At 63.0% G+C, this 19,314-nt stretch carries 16 protein-coding genes and 1 tRNA gene; all 17 read left to right on the top strand.

The genetic code is table 11. The features are described 5' to 3' along the window. Nucleotides 1-13 precede the first annotated feature (13 nt). Nucleotides 14-466 carry a protein TolR gene (gene tolR, locus ACUXVH_RS18555; protein WP_011063015.1) on the top strand — a complete coding sequence of 151 codons (453 nt, stop codon included), beginning with the start codon at nucleotides 14-16 and terminating at the stop codon, nucleotides 464-466. After that, the gene (gene tolA, locus ACUXVH_RS18550) at nucleotides 466-1,527 is read left to right on the top strand and encodes a cell envelope integrity protein TolA (RefSeq protein ID WP_011063014.1); all 1,062 of its coding nucleotides are present in this window, start codon (nucleotides 466-468) and stop codon (nucleotides 1,525-1,527) included. Before tolR ends, tolA begins: the two co-directional genes overlap by 1 nt. 17 nt (nucleotides 1,528-1,544) lie before the next feature. After that, nucleotides 1,545-2,825 carry a Tol-Pal system beta propeller repeat protein TolB gene (gene tolB / locus ACUXVH_RS18545; RefSeq protein ID WP_015636767.1) on the top strand — a complete coding sequence of 427 codons (1,281 nt, stop codon included), beginning with the start codon at nucleotides 1,545-1,547 and terminating at the stop codon, nucleotides 2,823-2,825. A gap of 53 nt (nucleotides 2,826-2,878) precedes the next feature. Continuing rightward, on the top strand, nucleotides 2,879-3,376 hold the full coding sequence (pal, locus tag ACUXVH_RS18540) for a peptidoglycan-associated lipoprotein Pal (protein ID WP_003227510.1): 498 nt from the start codon (nucleotides 2,879-2,881) through the stop codon (nucleotides 3,374-3,376). A 6-nt stretch (nucleotides 3,377-3,382) separates the two neighbouring features. Beyond that, entirely contained in the window at nucleotides 3,383-4,195 is an 813-nt protein-coding gene (gene ybgF, locus ACUXVH_RS18535; RefSeq protein WP_011063012.1) for a tol-pal system protein YbgF, read from the top strand. Nucleotides 4,196-4,361: 166 nt separating this feature from the next. Further along, the gene (gene queE, locus ACUXVH_RS18530; protein ID WP_011063011.1) at nucleotides 4,362-5,009 is read left to right on the top strand and encodes a 7-carboxy-7-deazaguanine synthase QueE; all 648 of its coding nucleotides are present in this window, start codon (nucleotides 4,362-4,364) and stop codon (nucleotides 5,007-5,009) included. Between the two features lies 1 nt (nucleotide 5,010). Continuing rightward, nucleotides 5,011-5,712 (top strand): 7-cyano-7-deazaguanine synthase QueC, encoded by a 702-nt coding sequence (gene queC, locus ACUXVH_RS18525; protein WP_011063010.1) that lies wholly within the window; start codon nucleotides 5,011-5,013, stop codon nucleotides 5,710-5,712. A 63-nt stretch (nucleotides 5,713-5,775) separates the two neighbouring features. Further along, a tRNA-Lys gene (locus tag ACUXVH_RS18520) sits at nucleotides 5,776-5,851 on the top strand. A gap of 449 nt (nucleotides 5,852-6,300) precedes the next feature. Continuing rightward, entirely contained in the window at nucleotides 6,301-7,539 is a 1,239-nt protein-coding gene (locus ACUXVH_RS18515) for an aspartate aminotransferase family protein (protein ID WP_065365363.1), read from the top strand. A gap of 21 nt (nucleotides 7,540-7,560) precedes the next feature. After that, the gene (locus ACUXVH_RS18510; RefSeq protein ID WP_065365364.1) at nucleotides 7,561-10,434 is read left to right on the top strand and encodes an AMP-binding protein; all 2,874 of its coding nucleotides are present in this window, start codon (nucleotides 7,561-7,563) and stop codon (nucleotides 10,432-10,434) included. 10 nt (nucleotides 10,435-10,444) lie between these two features. Next, complete coding sequence (locus tag ACUXVH_RS18505; protein WP_093407432.1) at nucleotides 10,445-11,380, top strand: DMT family transporter; 936 nt, start codon at nucleotides 10,445-10,447, stop codon at nucleotides 11,378-11,380. Next, on the top strand, nucleotides 11,381-11,848 hold the full coding sequence (locus ACUXVH_RS18500; RefSeq protein ID WP_019094547.1) for a GNAT family N-acetyltransferase: 468 nt from the start codon (nucleotides 11,381-11,383) through the stop codon (nucleotides 11,846-11,848). It begins immediately after the preceding gene. A 113-nt stretch (nucleotides 11,849-11,961) separates the two neighbouring features. After that, on the top strand, nucleotides 11,962-13,170 hold the full coding sequence (locus ACUXVH_RS18495; protein ID WP_255313442.1) for a Coenzyme F420 hydrogenase/dehydrogenase, beta subunit C-terminal domain: 1,209 nt from the start codon (nucleotides 11,962-11,964) through the stop codon (nucleotides 13,168-13,170). Next, nucleotides 13,167-14,510 carry a 3-phosphoshikimate 1-carboxyvinyltransferase gene (locus ACUXVH_RS18490; protein ID WP_015636761.1) on the top strand — a complete coding sequence of 448 codons (1,344 nt, stop codon included), beginning with the start codon at nucleotides 13,167-13,169 and terminating at the stop codon, nucleotides 14,508-14,510. The genes ACUXVH_RS18495 and ACUXVH_RS18490 overlap by 4 nt, the downstream gene beginning before the upstream one ends. Then, complete coding sequence (locus tag ACUXVH_RS18485) at nucleotides 14,510-15,520, top strand: zinc-dependent alcohol dehydrogenase (protein ID WP_065365367.1); 1,011 nt, start codon at nucleotides 14,510-14,512, stop codon at nucleotides 15,518-15,520. Before ACUXVH_RS18490 ends, ACUXVH_RS18485 begins: the two co-directional genes overlap by 1 nt. A 4-nt stretch (nucleotides 15,521-15,524) precedes the next feature. Next, complete coding sequence (locus ACUXVH_RS18480) at nucleotides 15,525-18,590, top strand: non-ribosomal peptide synthetase (protein WP_065365368.1); 3,066 nt, start codon at nucleotides 15,525-15,527, stop codon at nucleotides 18,588-18,590. Further along, nucleotides 18,587-19,222 carry a thioesterase domain-containing protein gene (locus ACUXVH_RS18475; RefSeq protein ID WP_065365369.1) on the top strand — a complete coding sequence of 212 codons (636 nt, stop codon included), beginning with the start codon at nucleotides 18,587-18,589 and terminating at the stop codon, nucleotides 19,220-19,222. Before ACUXVH_RS18480 ends, ACUXVH_RS18475 begins: the two co-directional genes overlap by 4 nt. The last annotated feature ends 92 nt before the right edge of the window (nucleotides 19,223-19,314 follow it).

The raw sequence follows: 19,314 nt of genomic DNA, 5'->3' as shown, positions 1-19,314 counted from the left end.
GCAGGTAAAACCCATGGCCCGAGTTCGCCACAAACGCAAGCCGGTTGCCGAGATGAACGTGGTGCCTTACATCGACGTGATGTTGGTACTGCTGGTTATCTTCATGGTGACCGCGCCGATGCTCAACCAGGGCGTGAAAGTTGACCTGCCCAAGGTTTCCAGCGAAGCCTTGCCCCAGGACAACAACACCCAGGTGCTGACCATCTCGATCAAGGCTGACAAGACCTACTACTGGAACCTTGGCAGCGAAGTCGACACCGAAAAGCAACAGGACAAGGCGATGACCTTGCCGCAAATGACCGACGCGGTGACCAAGATCATCCGTGCCGGCAATGAAGGCGGCAAGCACACCCAGGTGTTCATTCGCGGTGATAAATCCGTCGACTACGGCGCCGTGATGGGTGCCATGGGCGGCCTGCAGAAAGCCGGAGTCGGTAACGTTGGCTTGATTACCGAGGCGCCCTGATGCACCAACAGCGAGAGCCGTCCGCCTCGGAAAGCTACTTCTGGCCTAGTGTCTGGGCAATTGCCCTGCACGTGCTGGTGTTTGGCATGCTGTTCGTCAGCTTTGCGATGACCCCGGAACTGCCCCCGGCCAAGCCGATCGTTCAAGCGACCCTGTACCAGCTCAAATCCAAGAGTCCGGCAACCACCCAGACCAATCACAAGATTGCGGGTGAGGCGAAGAAATCCGCCGCGCGCCAGACCGAAGCCGAACAGTTGGAGCAGAAGAAGGTCGAGCAGGAAGAGATCAAGGCCGCGGAACAAAAGAAAGAAGAGGCTGCTCAAAAAGCCGAGGAAGCGAAAAAGGCCGATGAGGCCAAGAAAGCCGATGAGGCGAAGAAGGCGGATGACGCCAAGAAAGCCGCAGAAGCGAAAAAGGCTGAAGAGAAACAATTGGCTGATATAGCCAAGAAGAAATCCGAAGAAGAAGCCAAGAAAGCTGCTGAAGAAGAGGCCAAGAAAAAGGCCGCTGAAGAAGCGAAGAAGAAAATCGTCGAAGACGCGAAGAAGAAAGCCGCGGAAGACGCGAAGAAAAAAGCTGAAGCAGACGAGGCGAAGAAAAAGATCGCCGAGGATGCCAAGAAGAAAGCTGCGGCCGACGCTGCGAAGAAGAAGGCCCAGGAAGCAGCGCGCAAATCTGCCGAAGAGAAAAAGGCCCAGGCCCTGGCGGACTTGCTGTCCGATAAGCCGGAGCGTGAAGCCACCAAGTCGGATGAGGTGGGTGACAGTGTCGCAGGCAGTTTCGATGACCTGATTCGCATTCGTGCGGCGGAAGGCTGGGCTCGTCCTCCTTCGGCGCGCAAGGGCATGACGGTGGAACTGCGGATCGGCATGTTGCCTGATGGCACGGTGACCACGGTCAGCGTGATCAAGTCCAGTGGTGATGGTCCGTTCGACGCTTCGGCGGTGGCGGCAGTCAAGAACATTGGGCGTTTGACAGAAATGCAGGGTTTGAGTCCGAAGGATTTCGCGCCCTATCGTTCATTCAAGATGACATTCACACCTGAGGATCTAGCCTTGTGAGAAACCTTCTTCGAGGAATGCTTGTCGTTATTTGCTGTATGGCAGGGATAGCGGCAGCGGATGAAAAAAACATTCTGGTCACCAGTGGCAGTGATCGGGCGACACCGATTGCGGTAGTGCCGTTTGGCTGGCAGGGCGGCAGCGTGCTGCCGGACGACATGGCACAGATCATCGGTGATGACCTGCGCAACTCGGGTTACTACGCACCGATTCCAAAGCAGAACATGATCAGCTTGCCGACCCAGGCCAGCGAAGTCATTTTCCGCGACTGGAAAGCCCTGGGCGCCCAGTACGTGATGGTCGGCAGCATTGTTCCAGCCGGCGGTCGCCTGCAGGTGCAGTACGCGCTGTTCAACGTCGCGACCGAGCAGCAAGTGCTGACCGGCAGCGTGTCGGGCAGCGTTGATCAACTGCGGGACATGTCGCACTACATTTCCGACCAGTCCTTTGAAAAACTCACCGGCATCAAGGGGGCGTTCTCTACGCGCCTGCTGTATGTGACGGCTGAGCGTTTCTCGGTGAACAACACCCGTTACACCCTGCAGCGTTCGGACTACGACGGTGCTCGGGCGGTAACCCTGTTGCAGTCTCGCGAGCCGATCCTATCGCCGCGCTTTGCTCCGGATGGCAAGCGCATTGCGTACGTGTCGTTCGAGCAGAAGCGCCCGCGCATCTTCGTCCAGCACATCGATACCGGGCGTCGTGAGCAGATCACCAACTTCGAAGGCCTGAACGGCGCTCCAGCCTGGTCGCCAGATGGCACCCGCCTGGCGTTCGTGCTGTCCAAGGACGGCAACCCGGATATCTATGTGATGAACATGGCGTCCCGGCAGATCAGCCGCGTCACCAGTGGCCCGGGCATCAACACCGAACCGTTCTGGGGCAAGGATGGTTCCACCATCTATTTCACCTCCGACCGTGGCGGCAAGCCGCAAGTCTATAAAAGCAATATCAATGGCGGTGGCGCCGAGCGTGTGACCTTTATTGGTAACTACAACGCCAACCCGAAACTTTCTGCTGACGAAAAGACCCTGGTAATGATTCACCGCCAGGATGGTTTCACCAACTTCCGGGTAGCGGCTCAGGATTTGCAGCGCGGTAGCGTAAAAATCCTTACAGACACTAACCTTGATGAGTCAGCTACTGTTGCGCCCAACGGCACCATGGTAATCTACGCCACCCGCCAGCAGGGCCGGGGAGTCTTGATGCTCGTGTCCATTAATGGACGTGTGAGGCTCCCGCTTCCTACCGCTCAAGGCGAAGTCAGAGAACCGTCCTGGTCCCCTTACCTGAACTGACGCGGCGCTACAATGTTTCACTTAACACACTGGGGTTCATTAGGAGTTTCACGATGGAAATGTTGAAGTTTGGTAAGTTTGCTGCGCTGGCTCTGGCCATGGCTGTGGCTGTAGGTTGCTCCTCCAAAGGCGGCGACAATGCCGGTGAAGGCGCTGTTGATCCAAACGCTGGTTACGGCGCTAACACCGGTGCTGTTGATGGCTCCCTGAGCGAAGAAGCTGCTCTGCGCGCAATCACCACCTTCTACTTCGAATACGACAGCTCGGACCTGAAGCCAGAAGCCATGCGCGCTCTGGACGTTCACGCCAAAGACCTGAAAGCAAACGGCGCTCGCGTTGTTCTGGAAGGCAACACCGACGAACGTGGTACTCGTGAGTACAACATGGCTCTGGGCGAGCGTCGTGCTAAAGCCGTTCAGCGCTACCTGGTTCTGCAGGGCGTTTCCCCTGCACAGCTGGAGCTGGTTTCCTACGGTAAAGAGCGTCCAGTTGCTACTGGCCACGACGAGCAGTCCTGGGCTCAAAACCGTCGCGTCGAACTGCGTAAGTAATTCGTCATGCGAACGTGCCGTCGTGCTGTAACTATTTTGGCTCTCAGTCTCACGCCGCTCGCGGCGTGGTCTGCGGTTCCTGTGGTCGATAACAACTCCGGCTATAACAATAGCGGGAGCAGTTATCCGCCAGCGGGTTATGGCACGAACGGCGCCTATGCCGGGGGAGGGGTTTCGACCCCTGTCTCGGCACAGGGCGAGCTGTTCCAGCAACTGCAGCAAATGCAGGAACAGATTGCACGCCAACAGGGTGTGATCGAAGTTCTGCAAAATGATGTAGCGCGGATGAAGCAAGAAAGCCTGGAGCGTTACCAGGATCTTGATCGACGCATAGGAAGCGGTGTCGCACCTGCCGCAACTCCTGAGAATTCTTCTGCCGGTGGCGATAACAGCGCTGCCGGTGCCGCTGCTCAGGCGCCAGCCGCCAGTAGCGAACCCGGTGATCCGGCCAAGGAAAAGCTCTACTACGATGCTGCCTTCGACCTGATCAAGGCCAAGGATTTCGACAAGGCCAGCCAGGCCTTCTCGGCATTCCTGCGCAAGTACCCCAACAGCCAGTACGCCGGCAATGCCCAGTACTGGTTGGGTGAAGTGAACCTGGCCAAAGGCGACCTGCAAGGCGCGGGCCAGGCATTTGCCAAGGTTTCCCAGCTGTATCCCAAGCACGCCAAGGTGCCGGATTCGCTGTACAAGCTGGCTGACGTAGAGCGTCGTCTCGGTCACACCGACCGGGTCAAGGGCATCCTGCAGCAGGTGGTGGCCCAGTATCCGGGCACTTCCGCCGCTCAGTTGGCCCAACGGGACCTGCAGCGCATGTAAGTGCGTTGGCCTCCGTTACAAGAAACCCGCGCTTGTCGCGGGTTTTTTCGTTAGAATCCATGCCCTTTTTCTGAAACACGCTTCCTGGGATCTGCGCGATGGCGGGGTTCCTTGAAGTGCCTGACGGAGGCGGACAGCCTGTTTAGCTGTTACGCCCGTGGCGACTATGCAAGACACATTGAGAATCACCGAAGTTTTCTACTCGTTGCAGGGGGAAACTCGGACTGCCGGGCTGCCCACGGTTTTTGTGCGCCTGACCGGTTGCCCGTTGCGTTGCCAATACTGCGACAGTGCCTACGCGTTCAGCGGCGGTAGCCAGCGGACCCTCGATAGCCTGCTGGAGCAGGTTGCCGGTTTCCGCCCTCGCTACGTCTGCGTCACTGGTGGCGAGCCTCTGGCCCAGCCCAATGCCATTCCCTTGCTCCAGCACTTGTGCGATGCCGGCTACGAGGTCTCGCTGGAAACCAGCGGTGCCCTGGATATCTCTGCGGTGGACCCGCGCGTCAGTCGGATCCTTGATCTCAAGACTCCCGGCTCCAAGGAAGCGCACCGCAACCGCTACGAGAATATCGAGTTGCTGACTGCCAACGACCAGGTCAAGTTTGTCATCTGCTCCCGCGAGGACTATGACTGGGCGGTGTCCAAGCTGATCCAGTACGGTCTTGAGCGACGCGCCGGCGAAGTGCTGTTTTCGCCCAGCCACCATGACTTGAATGCACGAGACCTGGCGGACTGGATCGTCGCCGACAACCTGCCAGTACGTCTGCAACTGCAGTTGCATAAATACCTGTGGAATGACGAGCCGGGGCGCTGACATGACTGAACAAGCACAGAACCCATCTTCGAGTGAAAAGCGTGCCGTGATCCTGCTGTCCGGTGGCCTGGACTCTGCCACCGTGGTGGCCATGGCTCGCGCCGAAGGCTACCGCTGCTACACCATGAGCTTCGATTACGGCCAGCGCCATCGGGCCGAGTTGCACGCCGCCGAGCGCGTGGCCCGGGACCTCGGTGTGGTGGAGCACAAGGTGATCGGCCTGAACCTCAACGGTATTGGCGGCTCGGCACTGACTGATAGCACCATCGAGGTGCCAGAGGCGCCGGGGGAGGGCATTCCTGTCACCTACGTGCCCGCACGCAACACCGTCTTCCTGTCCCTGGCCCTGGGCTGGGCGGAAGTCCTGCACGCGCGGGATATCTTCATCGGTGTCAATGCGGTGGATTATTCCGGTTATCCGGATTGCCGTCCCGAGTTCGTCGAGGCCTTCGAGCGCATGGCCAACCTGGCGACCAAGGCCGGTGTCGAAGGGCAGGGCTTTCGTATCCAGGCGCCGCTGCAGAACCTCAGCAAGGCCGAGATCATCCAGGCCGGTGTTCGCCTGGGGGTTGATTACGGGCTGACGGTTTCCTGCTATCAGGCAGACGATAGCGGCCACGCGTGCGGCAAATGTGACAGCTGCCGTTTGCGTGCTGAAGGCTTCAAGGCGGCCGGAATCAGTGATCCAACACCTTATTTTTGATTTTTTTCATATAGGGTGTTGAATTCCCGTTAGAAATCAGTATTATACGCGCCACCACACAGCGGGTCGTTAGCTCAGTTGGTAGAGCAGTTGGCTTTTAACCAATTGGTCGTAGGTTCGAATCCCACACGACCCACCATATTTGGCGGTTTAGAAAATCCGGAAGGCCCACGAAAGTGAGGATTTCCGGGTTTTTTTTTGCCTTGCAAAAAACCGTGACCCCGCCACTCAGCTGCTCAGCTTGCCTTCTTCTCACTGCTTGAATATCAACTCTTCTGCAGAGGCTGGCCTTTTGCCGGTAGCCGGACTCATCTCTAAAAACCTTGATAAATTCAGGGGCTTTATCTGAATTCCCCCTTTTTTTCAGGGGTTATCGCTTTAAATTCAGAATAAGTGCGGGGCTCGTTGACAGCGCAAATGCCTCCCGCGTAAATCTTGCCGCCATTGCCGACAGGGGTTGCGTCCCTGGCAAGGAGAACACATACCAGGGTCGGTAACTTCGCAGTCAGCAGGGCTTTGCCCTGCCTGTACGAATCTGTCCCTGAGTCTGTGCGTGAGTCACAAGCCCGGCTTACTCAAGGTGACAGGATGTTCACAGAAGCAGTTGCAATATCCGTTAGGCGCAGTGCCCCCTCCAGCCCTTCCGTCATTCGTGGCAAGGGGTGCTTTCTCTACGATGAGCAGGGCAAATCCTTCCTCGACATGTCCGGTGGCAGCGGTGCCGCCAACCTGGGTTATCAGCGCGATGACCTGGTCGAAGTCCTCAAGCGTCAATCCGAACTGCTGATCCATACCGGTTGGAACATCGACAACCCGCAGCGCCATGAAGTGGTCGCCAAGCTGGAGGGGCTGGTGCCCTACGCGCAGGCTTCGGTGTTTGGCGCGGTCACCGGTGCCGAGGCAATCGAGGTGGCGCTGAAAATCGCCCGCGCGGCTACCGGACGCCAGGGCGTGGTGTATTTCCACAATTCCTTCCATGGCAAGACCCAGGGCGCCCTGTCGGTGACCTCCAACCGCGGTTTTCGCAAGCACCTGGCCGGTGGCGACAGCCTGCAACTGACCGCCCTGGCCCTGGACTATGACGCCGACCAGGACCCGGCCCTGGCCGCCTTGTGGCGTGAGCAACTGGCCGAGGATCTGCGCCAGGCGCAGCAGGCCAATTGCTTGCCCGCGGCGCTGATCATCGAGCCGATCCAGGCAGCGGAGGGCATGTATCCGGTGCCTCTGGCGTTGCTCGAAGCGATTGTCGAACTGGGCAGGACCTTCGGCGTGATCACCATCTTCGATGAGATCTACACCGGTTTTGGCCGCACCGGGACGCCGTTTTTCAGCAACCCGCAACTGCTGCCGGACCTGTTGGTGCTGGGCAAGGCCCTGGGCAATGGCTTGCCGATTTCCGCGGTGGTAGGCCGCCCGGAACTGGTGGACTGCCTGGGCTATGCCGAGCATTCCTCCACCTTCACCCTGATGCCGCTGGCCTGTGCCGTGGCTTCCAAGGTGCTGGATATCTACCACCAGGAACAACCCTGGCAGTGGGCGGCGAGCAACGGCGCGTACCTACGCCAGGCCCTGGAAGGCCTGGGGGGCCAGGACGCGCGAGTGGTCAATGTGCGCGGCCGCGGCATGATGCTCGCCTTCGATTTCGAGGGCCAGGGCCAGGGCGCTGATGTACTGGCGCTGCGCAACCGGCTGCTGGAGCACGGGGTGATCGTGCGCACCGGCGGGCGCAATCCGGCGACGGTCAAGCTGACCCCGCCACTGAGCATCTCCCAGCAGGAAATCCAGGCATTCATGCAGACGCTGCAGGGCGTTTGTCGCTCCCTCTAATAACAACCAGGCAGGGATATCATGTTGCAGGCTTTTACCCGCATGGCGGGTACCGATGTTGCGGGTGTCATCGATGTCCAGGGCAGCCTTGGCTTTGCCGCGCTCGACCAGTTGCGCGAGGGGGTCAGCGCCGAGCTGCAAGGGCTGCCGGAGCCGGTGCTGGCGCTGTATGCCAGCCATGGCCGGGCCATGTATGCGGCGTTGATCGCGGCCTTGTCCGCCGCCCGGCGAGTGGTGTTCATCGACCCGGCGAGCAACCTCGACGAGTTGATGCCGGTGCTCCAGCACCTGGGCGTACACCTGGTCCTCAATGGCACGACACGGCCTGGTTCACAACTGACCCGTTCCTTGCCGGTGCTCGACCTGCAGCACCTGCAACCCCGGCCCGTGCCCCCTGGCCGGGAATACCCGTTGCGTTGCCAGGACTACGTGATCTTCACCAGCGGCTCCACTGGCGAGCCCAAGGCCATAGTGCAGCGCATCGAGGCCCTGGGCCGGCACATCGACAACTACATCGGCTATGTCGGAATCGGCCCCGGGCAGCGTGTGCTGCAACTGGCTTCCGCGGGGTGGGACGCCGGCCTGATGGACATCTTCGCCAGCCTGAAGACTGGCGCCACCCTGTGCAGCCTCAACCCCCGGGAGCATGACTTCGCCGCAGTCGAGGCGCTGATCGCCGAACATGACATCGATGTGTTGCATATGACGGTGCCCTATCTGCGTGCCTTCTACAGCGATGCGAGCGCCATCTATGCCCGGCCCAAGCAACTGGTGATCGGCGGCGAGATCATCCACCCCTCGGACATCCAGCGCTTCAACCACGCCTTTGCCCCAGGCTCGCAGCTGTTCAACGCCTACGGGCCGACCGAATGCACCACCGCGCTCTACGCCCGCATCGACCAGGGGCAGACGCTGCAGGACCCGACCTGGGCCCTGGACCGGCCGGTGGACGGCGTCACCCTGGACATTGCCAAGGAACCGGGGCAGCCCTACGGCGAAGGGGTGGGTGAACTGCTGCTCTATTCTTCCCTGGTGGCCCGGCGCCTGGACCCGGCCAGCGGGCTGATCGTCGAGCTGACCCAGCCCAGCCCCCTGGACTCGCAGCGCCAGTGCTACGCCACCGGTGATCTGGCGTGCCACCAGCCCGATGGCGCCATACGCCTGCTGGGGCGCAAGGATTCCATCGTCAAGATCAACGGGCAGAAGGTCAGCCTGGTCCAGGTGGAGTCGGAGCTCAAGGCTCTGGCCCAGGTACGGGAAGCCTGTGTGATCGCCCATCAGGCCGGGGACAACCTGGCCCTGGTGGCCTTTGTCATTGCCCGTGACGCCAGCCTTGGCGAAGACCTCCTGCGTCAGGCCGCCAGGGCCGCACTGCCGGCGCACCGGGTGCCGGCGCGCTTCCTGCTGGTGGAGCGTTTTGCCTTGAACCGCAACAACAAGATCGACCGGCAGGCGTTGGCGCAACTGGCTGCCCGCGCCATGGCGGCGCCGGAGCCGGTACAGGCCGCACCGGAGCCTTTCTGGCAAGCCATCGGCCAGGTACTTGGCGGGCAGAGCCCGGACCGGGCCAAGAGCTTTATCGACAATGGCGGCGATTCGCTGCGGGCGTTGCAGGTGGTGGCCACGCTGAAGAGAAAGGGCCTGGTGCTGGACCTGGAAGAGTTGCTGTCGGATCAGGCCCTGGGGCAATTGCCGGTGCACGCGGCGGCGGCCAAGGCCCGGCCCGGGGTTTTCCGGCCGCAGGTCGAGGGCCTGCCCAATCGCCGCTTCCTGCTGAGCCGCGGCATCAGCGACCTGGATCACTGGAATCAGGCCCTGGTGCTGGACATAGCTGCCGGCCAGGAGCCACAGCGAGTCAGCCAGGCGCTGCGGGCAATTTTCCGCCATCACTTTATCGAGGCGGGCGTTCAGGATCAGGGGCTGCAGCCTGCCGGAACGGATCTGCAGCAAGCGGTGCAGCGGACCTGCGCAGCCATCTCCCTGAGCCAGGGGCAACTCTTCTGCTTCAGCCAGCAACAGGACGCCGCTGGCCATCACCTGATCATTGCCGGGCACCAGTTCCAGGTCGATCGCTACTCCTGGATGCTGCTGGTTTCCGAGCTGGACGAATGCCTGGGGCAGGGCCTGGAGTGCATGCAAAGCTGGCCGCGGCCGACGGCCTTCGAGGAGTGGCAGCAGAGCTACCAGCGCGAGCATGCCGCGGCGACCCATGAAGCGTTCTGGGAAGCACTGCCCTGGGGCCGCTGCGCGCAGTTGACCGGGCAGCGCCCCGAGTTTCCCCGACGCGAGGCCTTTCGGCGAGCCGAACTGTGCCTGGGGCCGGTCCGCGACCTGCCGCAGTGGGCCCGGGGTGTGGCCGAGACCAGCCAGTTGCTGCTGGCGGCTATCCTGCGCGCCATGAGCCAGAGCGATGACAACCCGTTCCAGAAAGTCCATTTGCTCGACCATGGGCGGGCCCTGGACAAGAGCGGCGCCGAGCTCAACAGCGTGTTCGGCTGGCTGACGGTGATCTACCCCCTGGTGCTGCAAGTTGCCAGCCTGGACCTGGAGCAGATCGCCAGGGAAATCAAGGCCGGCCAGCAAGCCAGCCAGGGCATTGCCCACAGCTTCGGCAACCGTTATTTCGCCACGCCCGAGGCCGAGCGCCTCAAGGGCCTGTTCGATTGCGGCTACAGCTACAACTTCCTGGGCGCCGTGGAGAACCCGCCCGGGGCCCGGGTCGGCGTGCATCCCTTGAGCCTGCAACTGATGCAGGGCAGCCCCAGCCATCACCTGGAGTTCACCGGCTACCTGGCCGCGGGCGAGTTGCTGCTGAAAATCGACTATGACCCGCAGGCCTTCGGCGAAGAACGCCTGGAGTCGCTGCTGACCGGGATCACCGCTGCCTTGAGCTAGAGAAACCTCCATGAACGCCTTATCCGATAACAACAAGAAACCCCGTTCACTGGTCGCCGTGCTGATTTTCCTCGGCTGCCTGCTGATCTGGTCCACCAACTGGATCGCCATTTCGCTGCAGGTGGAACACAGCGACGTCGGCTCTTCGCTGATGCTGCGTTTCCTCATTGCCTACGGGGTGCTGTGGCTGTGGCAACGGCTGTTCGCCGGCCCGCAGCAGCCGGTAACCCGCAAGGCCTACTTGCTGATGGCCGGGGTGGGGGCGGTGTACTTCTATGCCGGCATCGGCCTGGCCTACCTGGCCACCGCTTACCTGGGCAGTGCGCAGATGGCCTGCCTCAGCGCCTTTGTGATTTTCTACATCATCGGCATCAAGCGCCTGTTCCTGCATGTGCCGGTCGCCCTGCACAACCTGCTCGGCGCACTGGTGAGCATCGCCGGGCTGGGGCTGTTCATGCTTGGCGATCCGGGGCGGCCGCTGTCGCTGGCGGGAGTGGCCCTGGGGCTGACTTCCTTCCTGGCGGTGGCCATCGGATCGGTGCTTTCGGAGCACATCCAGAAGACCTGCCAGCTCGGCACCTTGCACATCAACAAGGTGGCGGCCGGCTGGGCCTGCGCTCTATACGCCGTCAGCCTGTTGCTGGGCGGCCATGGCTTGCAACTGCCGGGCACCCTGGCCGATCTGGGCATCCTGCTGTACCTGGGGGTGGTGTGCTCGGCGCTGGTGTTCGTGCTGTTCATCGACCTGATCAAGCGCATGGGCGCCGAGAACGCCGGCTATGTCGGCGTGCTGTACCCCATCGGCGCCAGCTACCTGTCGGTGTGGCTGGGGGAAACGCCCCTGAGCCTGCACCTGATGCTCGGCAGTGCCCTGGTGATGCTGGGCAGCCTGATCAATTTCAAGTTTCGCTACCACCCCGCCCCCAAGAAAGTGGAGTTCAGCTGAATGAGCAATGTACGGATACGCCAGGCCACCACGGACGACCTGATCGGTATTTTCGAGGCCCACCGCAACTCGGTAGAGCGCCTGTGCACCTCTGAGTACAGCGATCAGCAGATCCGCATGTGGCTCGATGGGCGCTCCCCGGAAACCTACCGCGAAGCCGTGGAAAAGGGATCGCTGTGGCTGGCCGAGGGCGAGCAGATCGAAGGGTTCGTCGAACTCGACGGCAATGAGGTCAGCAAGCTGTTCATCCGTGGCGATGTGGCCAGGCGTGGCCTGGGCAGCCGTCTGCTGGAGGTGGCGCTGGCTCGGCTGCGGGCCAGCGGTGCCAGCTCGGCCTACCTGGAGGCGACCCTGACGGCCGAAGGCTTCTATGCCTACCACGGCTTCCAGAAGATCGGCGAGGGCACCTTCAGCCGCGGCAACAGCCCGGTGTCCATCGAGATCATCAAGATGGAACGCCCGCTTTGATCTGACCGTCAGCGGCCACTTCAGCACAGCAGGTCTTGCCCGTCCCCGGTTCGCGGGGGCGCGGCCGGCTGCACCCGGAAAACGGCACACGAGGCTTATCCAAGATGACAGGGATGTTATTGAAATTGACGGTGCTCGATCAGAATCTGTGCGCCGGGTGCGGCGCCTGCGCCCTGGTGTGCCCACAGCAGGTGATCGTTTTCGACCCGGACCGGGTGGTGCCGCTGCTCGAGGGCATCGGCGACAGTTGTGAAAGCTGCACCGAGTGCCTGGCGGTGTGCCCGGGGCTGCAGCCGGACACCGATCGCTCCGAACTGGAACTGTTCGGCCGTACCCGCCGCGCCGAAGAGCGCTGGCTGGGGATCAGCCGCCAGGCCATCGGTGCGCGCTCCACAGACCCGCAGATAGTCCGGCGCTCGGCCAGTGGCGGCACCGCCACCACCTTGCTGCTGACCGCCCGGGAGCACTTTGACGTGGACCTGACCCTGACCATGGGCCGTCATCCGGGGCAGGGTTGGCGCAGCGCGCCGCAACTGGGCAGCGCCACACAGGCGATCATCAACAATGCCCAGTCCACCTACCAGCTGGCGCCTTACCTCAATGCCCTGCGCGAATGCTACGAACAGCAGCCGGACGCGCGCATTGCCGTGGTGGGGCTGGCCTGCCACGTCCAGGCGATCCGCAAGCTGCAGCGCCGGGACACCGCCATCGGCCACTGGGCCCGCAGCCGAATCATCTGCGTGATCGAGACCGCCTGCTCCTCCAACACCCTGCCGGCCGGCACCCACAGCATCATCAGCGACGTGCTGGGGCAAGACCCGCAGCAGGTGCGCGATATCAAGTACCGCGAAGGCGATTACCCCGGCCGGCTGCAAGTCACCTTGCTGGACAGCCAGACCTTTGGCATCGATTTCTGGGAGATCCTCGGCAAGCTCAAGGACAACAAGACCTTTCGCTGCCTCAGTTGCGGTGACTGGATGAGCGGGCTGGCCGACGTCAGCGTGTGTGACGGCGACCCCAACATCTTCGAAGCCAGCCTCAACGGTTCCGAAGAACAGAAACACGGCCGCGCGCTGATCCGCACCGAGATGGGCCAGGCCCTGGTGGACAGCGCCATCACCCATGGCCGGCTGGAAAGCTGGGGAGTCGACCTTGGGGGCTTCAACCTCGGCCTTGAACGCAAGAAGAACCGTCGGCGCTTCTATGAAACCCAGCCGCTGGTGTTGCCCGCGGGCCCCGGGGTGGGCGACCACTTCGAGGACGAAGCGCTGGTGGACGACGCCGAACTGATCAACCCCGCCAAATACAGGAGTAGCCCATGATCGACTACCCGGACCGGCCCATCGATTTCACCCTCGGCCGCCAACAGCAAGTCTGGGCCAACATCGACGGCTACCTGCCATCGGACAAGTCCATCAGCCATCGGATGATCCTGTTTGCCGCCCTGGCCCGGCATCCGGTGCGCCTGCGGGACCTGAACCGCGGCAAGGCGGTGACCCTGTTGCTCGATGCCCTGCAGCAACTGGGCCTTGAGGTGACGCCAGGGCAGACGCCCCAGACCCTGGAGATCAGCGGTGAGTTCGCCCAGGCGACCCACGAGCGGCGGGTCGACCTGGGGCCCTCCAGCGCGGCCGCGCGGTTACTGATCGGGATGCTGGTGGGGCTCAATGTGCCGTGCATCGTCGATGGCGACGAAACCCTGCGCAACCGCCCCTTCGACTGGATCGTCGAGCCCCTGAACCAGATGGGCGCCCACCTGGAGTACCTGGGGCGTCCGGGCGCGCTGCCGATCCGTATCCACCAGGCTGCATTCCGCGGCGGCGCGGCGCAGATCCACATCGGCAGCGCCCAGGCCATCAGCACCTTGCTGTTTGCCGGGGTGGCGGCACGCAAGCCGATGTCGATCCGGTACCCGGTGGTGGCCCGGGATCACACCCAGCGCATCATCAACAGTTTTGGCGACCGGCTGCAGGACGAGCAGTTGCAGATCCACTACCAGCCACGGGACTGCGCGATTCCCGAGGAGATCAGCATCCCTCGCGACCCCTCGGCCATTGCCTATCCGGCGGCGTTGTTCCTGCTGTGCAACCGCCACCAGGAGCAGCAGCGCCTGAGCTTCGACAATGTGTGCCTGAACCCTACGCGCCTGGGCTTTTTCAACTGGCTGCTGGCCTGTGGTTTCAACCTGACCCTGGAGGTGGACAGCATTCGTCATGGCGAGCCGGTGGGCCGCCTGCTGCTGCGCGGGGGTGGCCAGCCCAGGGCTCACGACTTGCGCGACAAGCACCAGTTCCACGCAATGATCGACGAAGTGCCGCTGGCCCTGGCCATCAGCTGCGTGCTGCCCGGCAGCGCGACCTTCAGTGACCTCTACGAGCTGACCTTCAAGGAATCGGACCGGATCGCCGCCACCCGCAGCATGCTCAATGCCCTGGGCCTGGACTACCAGGTCGACGGCTACGACGTGCGGGTGGAAGGCGGGCAGGTGCCCAGTGTGCAGGGAGCGATCCCGACTTTCGGTGACCATCGCCTGTCGATGACCGCCCACGTCCTGCTGCTGGCTCACGGGCTGCAGGCCACCATCCTCGAAGGGCATTGCTACCAGACTTCATTTCCAGGGTTTGCCCAGTGCCTGGATCGCCTGACCGGACGGGAGGCCTGATGAGCAGCAGCCGATACACACTCACCGCCTGTGGCGCCGATGGCGTGATCGCCGTGCATGAACCTCTGGCCGCTCTGGCGGCCACTGAAGTGCAGGTGGCGGTGGACTACTCCATGGTCAGCCCGGGCACCGAGCGTCATTACCTGCAGCAGGTACGCGAGACTGGCGAGCAACTGCCGCTGGGCTATTGCGCGGCCGGGGAGGTTAGCGCCGTGGGGCCCGAGGTGGAAGGCGTGCAGCCGGGGGACCGGGTGGTGGCCATGGGCTGGAAGATTGCCACCCATTCCAACTGGATCCAGGTGCCCCAGCGGCTGGTGTGCAAGGTACCGTCGCCACTGACCCAGGACCAGGCGATTCTTGCCACCCTGGGTGCCACTGCGGTGCATGCGGTGGACCGTGCGCAATTGCAGGCGGGGGAGCAGATCCTGGTGGTGGGCATGGGCCTGGTGGGCAAGATGCTGAGCCTGGTGGCGGCCTGTCATGGTGCGCGGATCTGGGTCGCGGACCTCAACCCCGCCGCCATCGACCCGGGCCTGCCGGTGCAGGTGCTCGACCTGCTGGCCGAGCCGGGGGCGATGGCCGGGCAGTTCACCCGGATCTTCCTGTGCATCGATGCTGATATCAGCGCCTTGTTCCCGCGGTTGCTGGCCCTGCTCAATCCGCAGGGCAACGGGGCTGGCCGCTCGCGGCTGGTGAATGTCGGGCGGGTCAGCCTGACCCTGGAGCTCTCGCCGCAAATGGGCAACATCGACATCATCAACGTGTCCCGCTGCGGTAACGGTTACCGCGACGATGCCTACCATCACGGGCGCAAGAGCGTGCAGTGCCCGGCAGGGGAAGCCACGGTGGAGCGCAACATCGCTCGTTGCCTCGACTACCTGGTGGCCGGCAAGGATTGGCTGGAGCACTTGCAGCGGGTCGAGATGGACCTGGGGCAGGCGTTGGCGCACTACAACGGCGCGGCGTTCTTCGCCCCTGGAATCAACCTGATCAAACACAGGGAAGCGTGACGGCATGGCTCATCTATCTATTGCTTCGTGCCTGGACGACGTCTTCGCCCGGCATGCCACGGATACCGCGCTGAGCTGCAACGGCGCACGGCTCAGCTACCGAGAGCTGGAACAGCGTTCGGCACAGGTGGCGGCCCGCTTGCTGGGCTTGGGCCTGACGCCTGGCAGCACCCTGGGCCTGGAGGTGGAACGCTCGATTGAACAACTGGTGCTGCTGGTGGGCATGGTGCGGGCCGGCCTGTCGTACTGCTATCTGGACCGCAACAACCCGCCCCAGTGGAACCAGTCGGTGTGTGAACGCAGTGGCGTGCGCTGGCGGGTCACGCCGGAGGTTGCCGGTGGCCCGGGGTATCTGGCGCTGGATGAGTTGCTCGCGCCCACGGACGAGGCTGCGTGCTGGCCGCCGCTATGCGGCGCCGAGCCGGTGTACGTGAACTTTTCCAGCGGTACCACCGGCGCGCCGAAGATCATTCCCTGTACCCATCGCGGGGTGTTGGGGTTCTGCGACCGGCCGCGACATTTTCCGCTGCAGCCGGGCTTTCGCATGCTGTACGCCTCGAACCTGACCTTCGACGCCTCGCAGTTCGAGATCTGGACCGCGCTGCTCAATGGCGGCGAATTGCATATCCATGTTCCCGGCGCCCTGACCCTGGAACACCTGCATCGTTACATCCACGAGGCCGGGGTCGACAGCCTGTGGCTGACCTCGACCCTGTTCAACACCTTCGTCGATATCGATCGCGGCTGGCTGCGGGGCGTCAAGCGGCTGATGGTCGGCGGTGAGGTCCTGTCCGCAGGGCATGTCCGCCAGGCCTATGCTGCCGCCGATGGGCTGGTTCTCTACAACGGTTATGGCCCCACGGAAAACACCATGGGTACCTGTGTCTATGCCATTCCCCGCAGCTTCGACAGCACCCGGGACATTCCCATCGGCCAGGCCGTGGACGATGCCACCCTGTTGCTGCTGCGCCCTGACGGGCAGCCGTGCGAGGAGGATGAACCCGGCGAGCTGCTGATCGCCGGGGGCGGCTTGTCCCCGGGGTATCTGGGGGATGCCGGGCTGACCCGGGAGCGCTTCATCGACCTGCCATGGCAGGGCCGGACGCTGCGTTGCTACCGCAGTGGCGACCTGGTTTCCCGGGATGGCCAGGGGCTCTATCACTTCCATGGCCGCAGCGATGACCAGATCAAGCTGCGTGGCCAGCGCCTGTCGCTGACCGAGGTCGCCGCCGCCTTCAAGCGTTACCCGGGAATGCTCGATTGTGTGGTGTTGCTGGATGACCAGGGAACCGAAGCGCAGTTGCTGCTGGTGTACCTCAAGGCGCCTGGGGTCGAGCCCCGGGCGCTGGCCGACTATGGCCGGCAAAGCCTGCCGCCGTTCATGGTGCCGTCGCGATTTGTCGAGATTGAGCGCTTTGCCCTGCGCTCTTCCGGCAAGCTGGATATTGCTGAGCTCAAGCAGCGCCTGTGTCTCGGGCAGCCGGCCACTGAAACGGACGACTCGCTGGCAGGGCGTTTTCTCGCGCGTTTCGGCGTGTCGGCTCATGACCTGCAGCGCAGCTTCTTCGACAGCGGTGGCAACTCGCTGGCGGCGATCAAGCTGGTGGGCACGGTGAACCGTCACTTGGGCTGGGAAGGCCTGGGCCTGGAGCAGTTCTACCGCATGGCCACCCTGGGCCAGTTGCTGGACTGGCTACAGGCCCAACCCGGCCTGGCGTCCCTGCTGGAAAGCGGTGCGCAGGAGTACTACGTGATCGAGTCGGAGCAGGAGTCCTTGCCCGCCGCCCATGCAGGGTTTTCGATCAATACTCACCTGGGGCGTTTTGCCGTGGTCCGCGCCACCTCCGCCAGCCACGCCCGGGAGGCGCTGCGCAGCGGTTCCGGGCGGTTGCCGGCTGCCGGCGACAGCCGCTGGATCGGCTTGAACAAGAGCCAGTTGTCGATGGTGTATGCCGAACTGTTCAACAAGGATCTACGGGCCAACAACGTGCTCTACCTGTTCCGGCCCGAGCAGTTGCCGGCCGCCGGGCTGGACCTGCAGGCGTTGGCCCAGGGCTTGAAGCAGCGCTATCCACTGGCGGGCTGTCGGGTGGCGCGGGTCGAGGGCGAGTACTGTCTTGATCTGGCCCCCGAGCCGCCGGCGCGCCTGTGGCTGGAGCCTGTGGCGGAGTTTCCCAGCCAGCAGGCCTGCGTGGAGCATTTCCTTGAGCGGCCGCTGTCACTGTTCGAGCAGGACCTGTGCAGCCTGTTCAAGGTGCGCATCGACGGCACCTTGCACCTGGGGCTGTGGCTGCACCACATTCTTGGCAACCATGTCGGCCAGTTGAGCCTGCTGCGCAGCGTGGAACAGTTGGCGCTGGGTGTGCAGTCGCCGCCGGTGGCGGATTTTTCCTTTGTCGGCAATAACCTGATGCAGGCCGAGGAATATGAGCGTCTGGCAGATGCCGGCACCGAGGCCTGGGAGCAAGAGGCCGAGGAGTACGCGCCGCTGGCCGATGTCCCGGCGCCGGCGGCCACTGCCCAGGCGCTGCAGTTGCGGGCGGCACTGGCCATGGACCCGATGAAGCTGGACTCGCCGCAGCGTCTGTTCCACCTGTTGCAGGCGTTTCGCCAGGGCTGTGCCGAAGGCTTGGGGATAGAGGCGCCGATCGTCAATCTATTGTTCGCCTGGGCTGAGCGTTCGGTGATCAGCGGATTCTCCAGTTACACGGTGCCCGTGCCCCTGGCTCCCGGGCGCTTCGCCGAAGGCTGCGAGCCACAGGCCTGCATGGATTACCTGAATGCCAAGCTGGCCCGGGCGGCCTTGGGCTACGAGGAAATACTCGCGGCCCTGGGCCTGTACGGCTTTGCTCCGGCGTTCCTGTGCAATTTCGTCGAGCTGCCGGCCAGTGACGCCCGGTGGTTGCAAACGCGGATTGCCAACCCGGTTAGCGAGTGGCCCAAGACCCTGCTCGACCTGACGGTGGTCAAGTCGGCGCTGGGCTGCGAAGTGCTGCTCAACAGCTATCTGCCCGAGCCGCAGGCCAGGGCATTTCTCGAATCCTTTGTCGCGGCGGGGCAACGTCAATGAAACTGATCTGCTTTCCCGACTTCGTCGGCCATCCGATCTGTTTTTCCGCCCTGGGCCGGGCACTCAAGGGGCGGGTGTCGCTGGTGCAGGTCAACTACAGCGACTACTGGCCCTATTCCAGTGTCGAAGACCTGGCCAGGCAGATTGCCCAAGAGCATGAGCTGACGACCCTGGATGCGGTGCTCGGTTACTCCTTCGGCGCTTATGTGGCGGCCTGTTGCGTGGCCCGCAGCACGGCACCCGCCAGGCCGCTGCTGTTGGTGGACCCGCCGCTGCTGGCCGAGCTTCGAGGGTTGGCCCCGGACGCCATTGCCCGGCGTTTGGCGGCCGATCCGCAGTATGCCTACGTCGATGACCTGGTGGACGCGCAGTTGGTCAATCGCGAGTGCGTGCACGGCAATATCCTGCTGCTGTCCCAATGGCAGGCGGTGCCGCTGAAGGGGCGCGCGGTGGATGTGCTGTTGTCCGCCGGGCGCAGTGCCGAGGGGCTGCCCCCGGGCCTGGGGCTCGATCCGGCCCAGGACAATCGCTACTGGCGGGACGAGCAGCGCCACCATGGCTCGGTGATCAATAGCCCCGATGTACTCACCTGGCTGCTGGACCCTGAGGCCTTGCAGCGCATTGCTTGGTGATCGAAGCCGGCCCGTTCGGGGTGCCCTCAGTTCCAGCTAAGTTTTCCCTCGTAGCCTCTGCTTCGCGCCAATACACGCGCCGTTATGGAGAG

The sequence above is a fragment of the Pseudomonas sp. 8(2025) genome, assembly GCF_052665325.1.
This window is presented reverse-complemented; position numbering and strand designations above follow the sequence as displayed.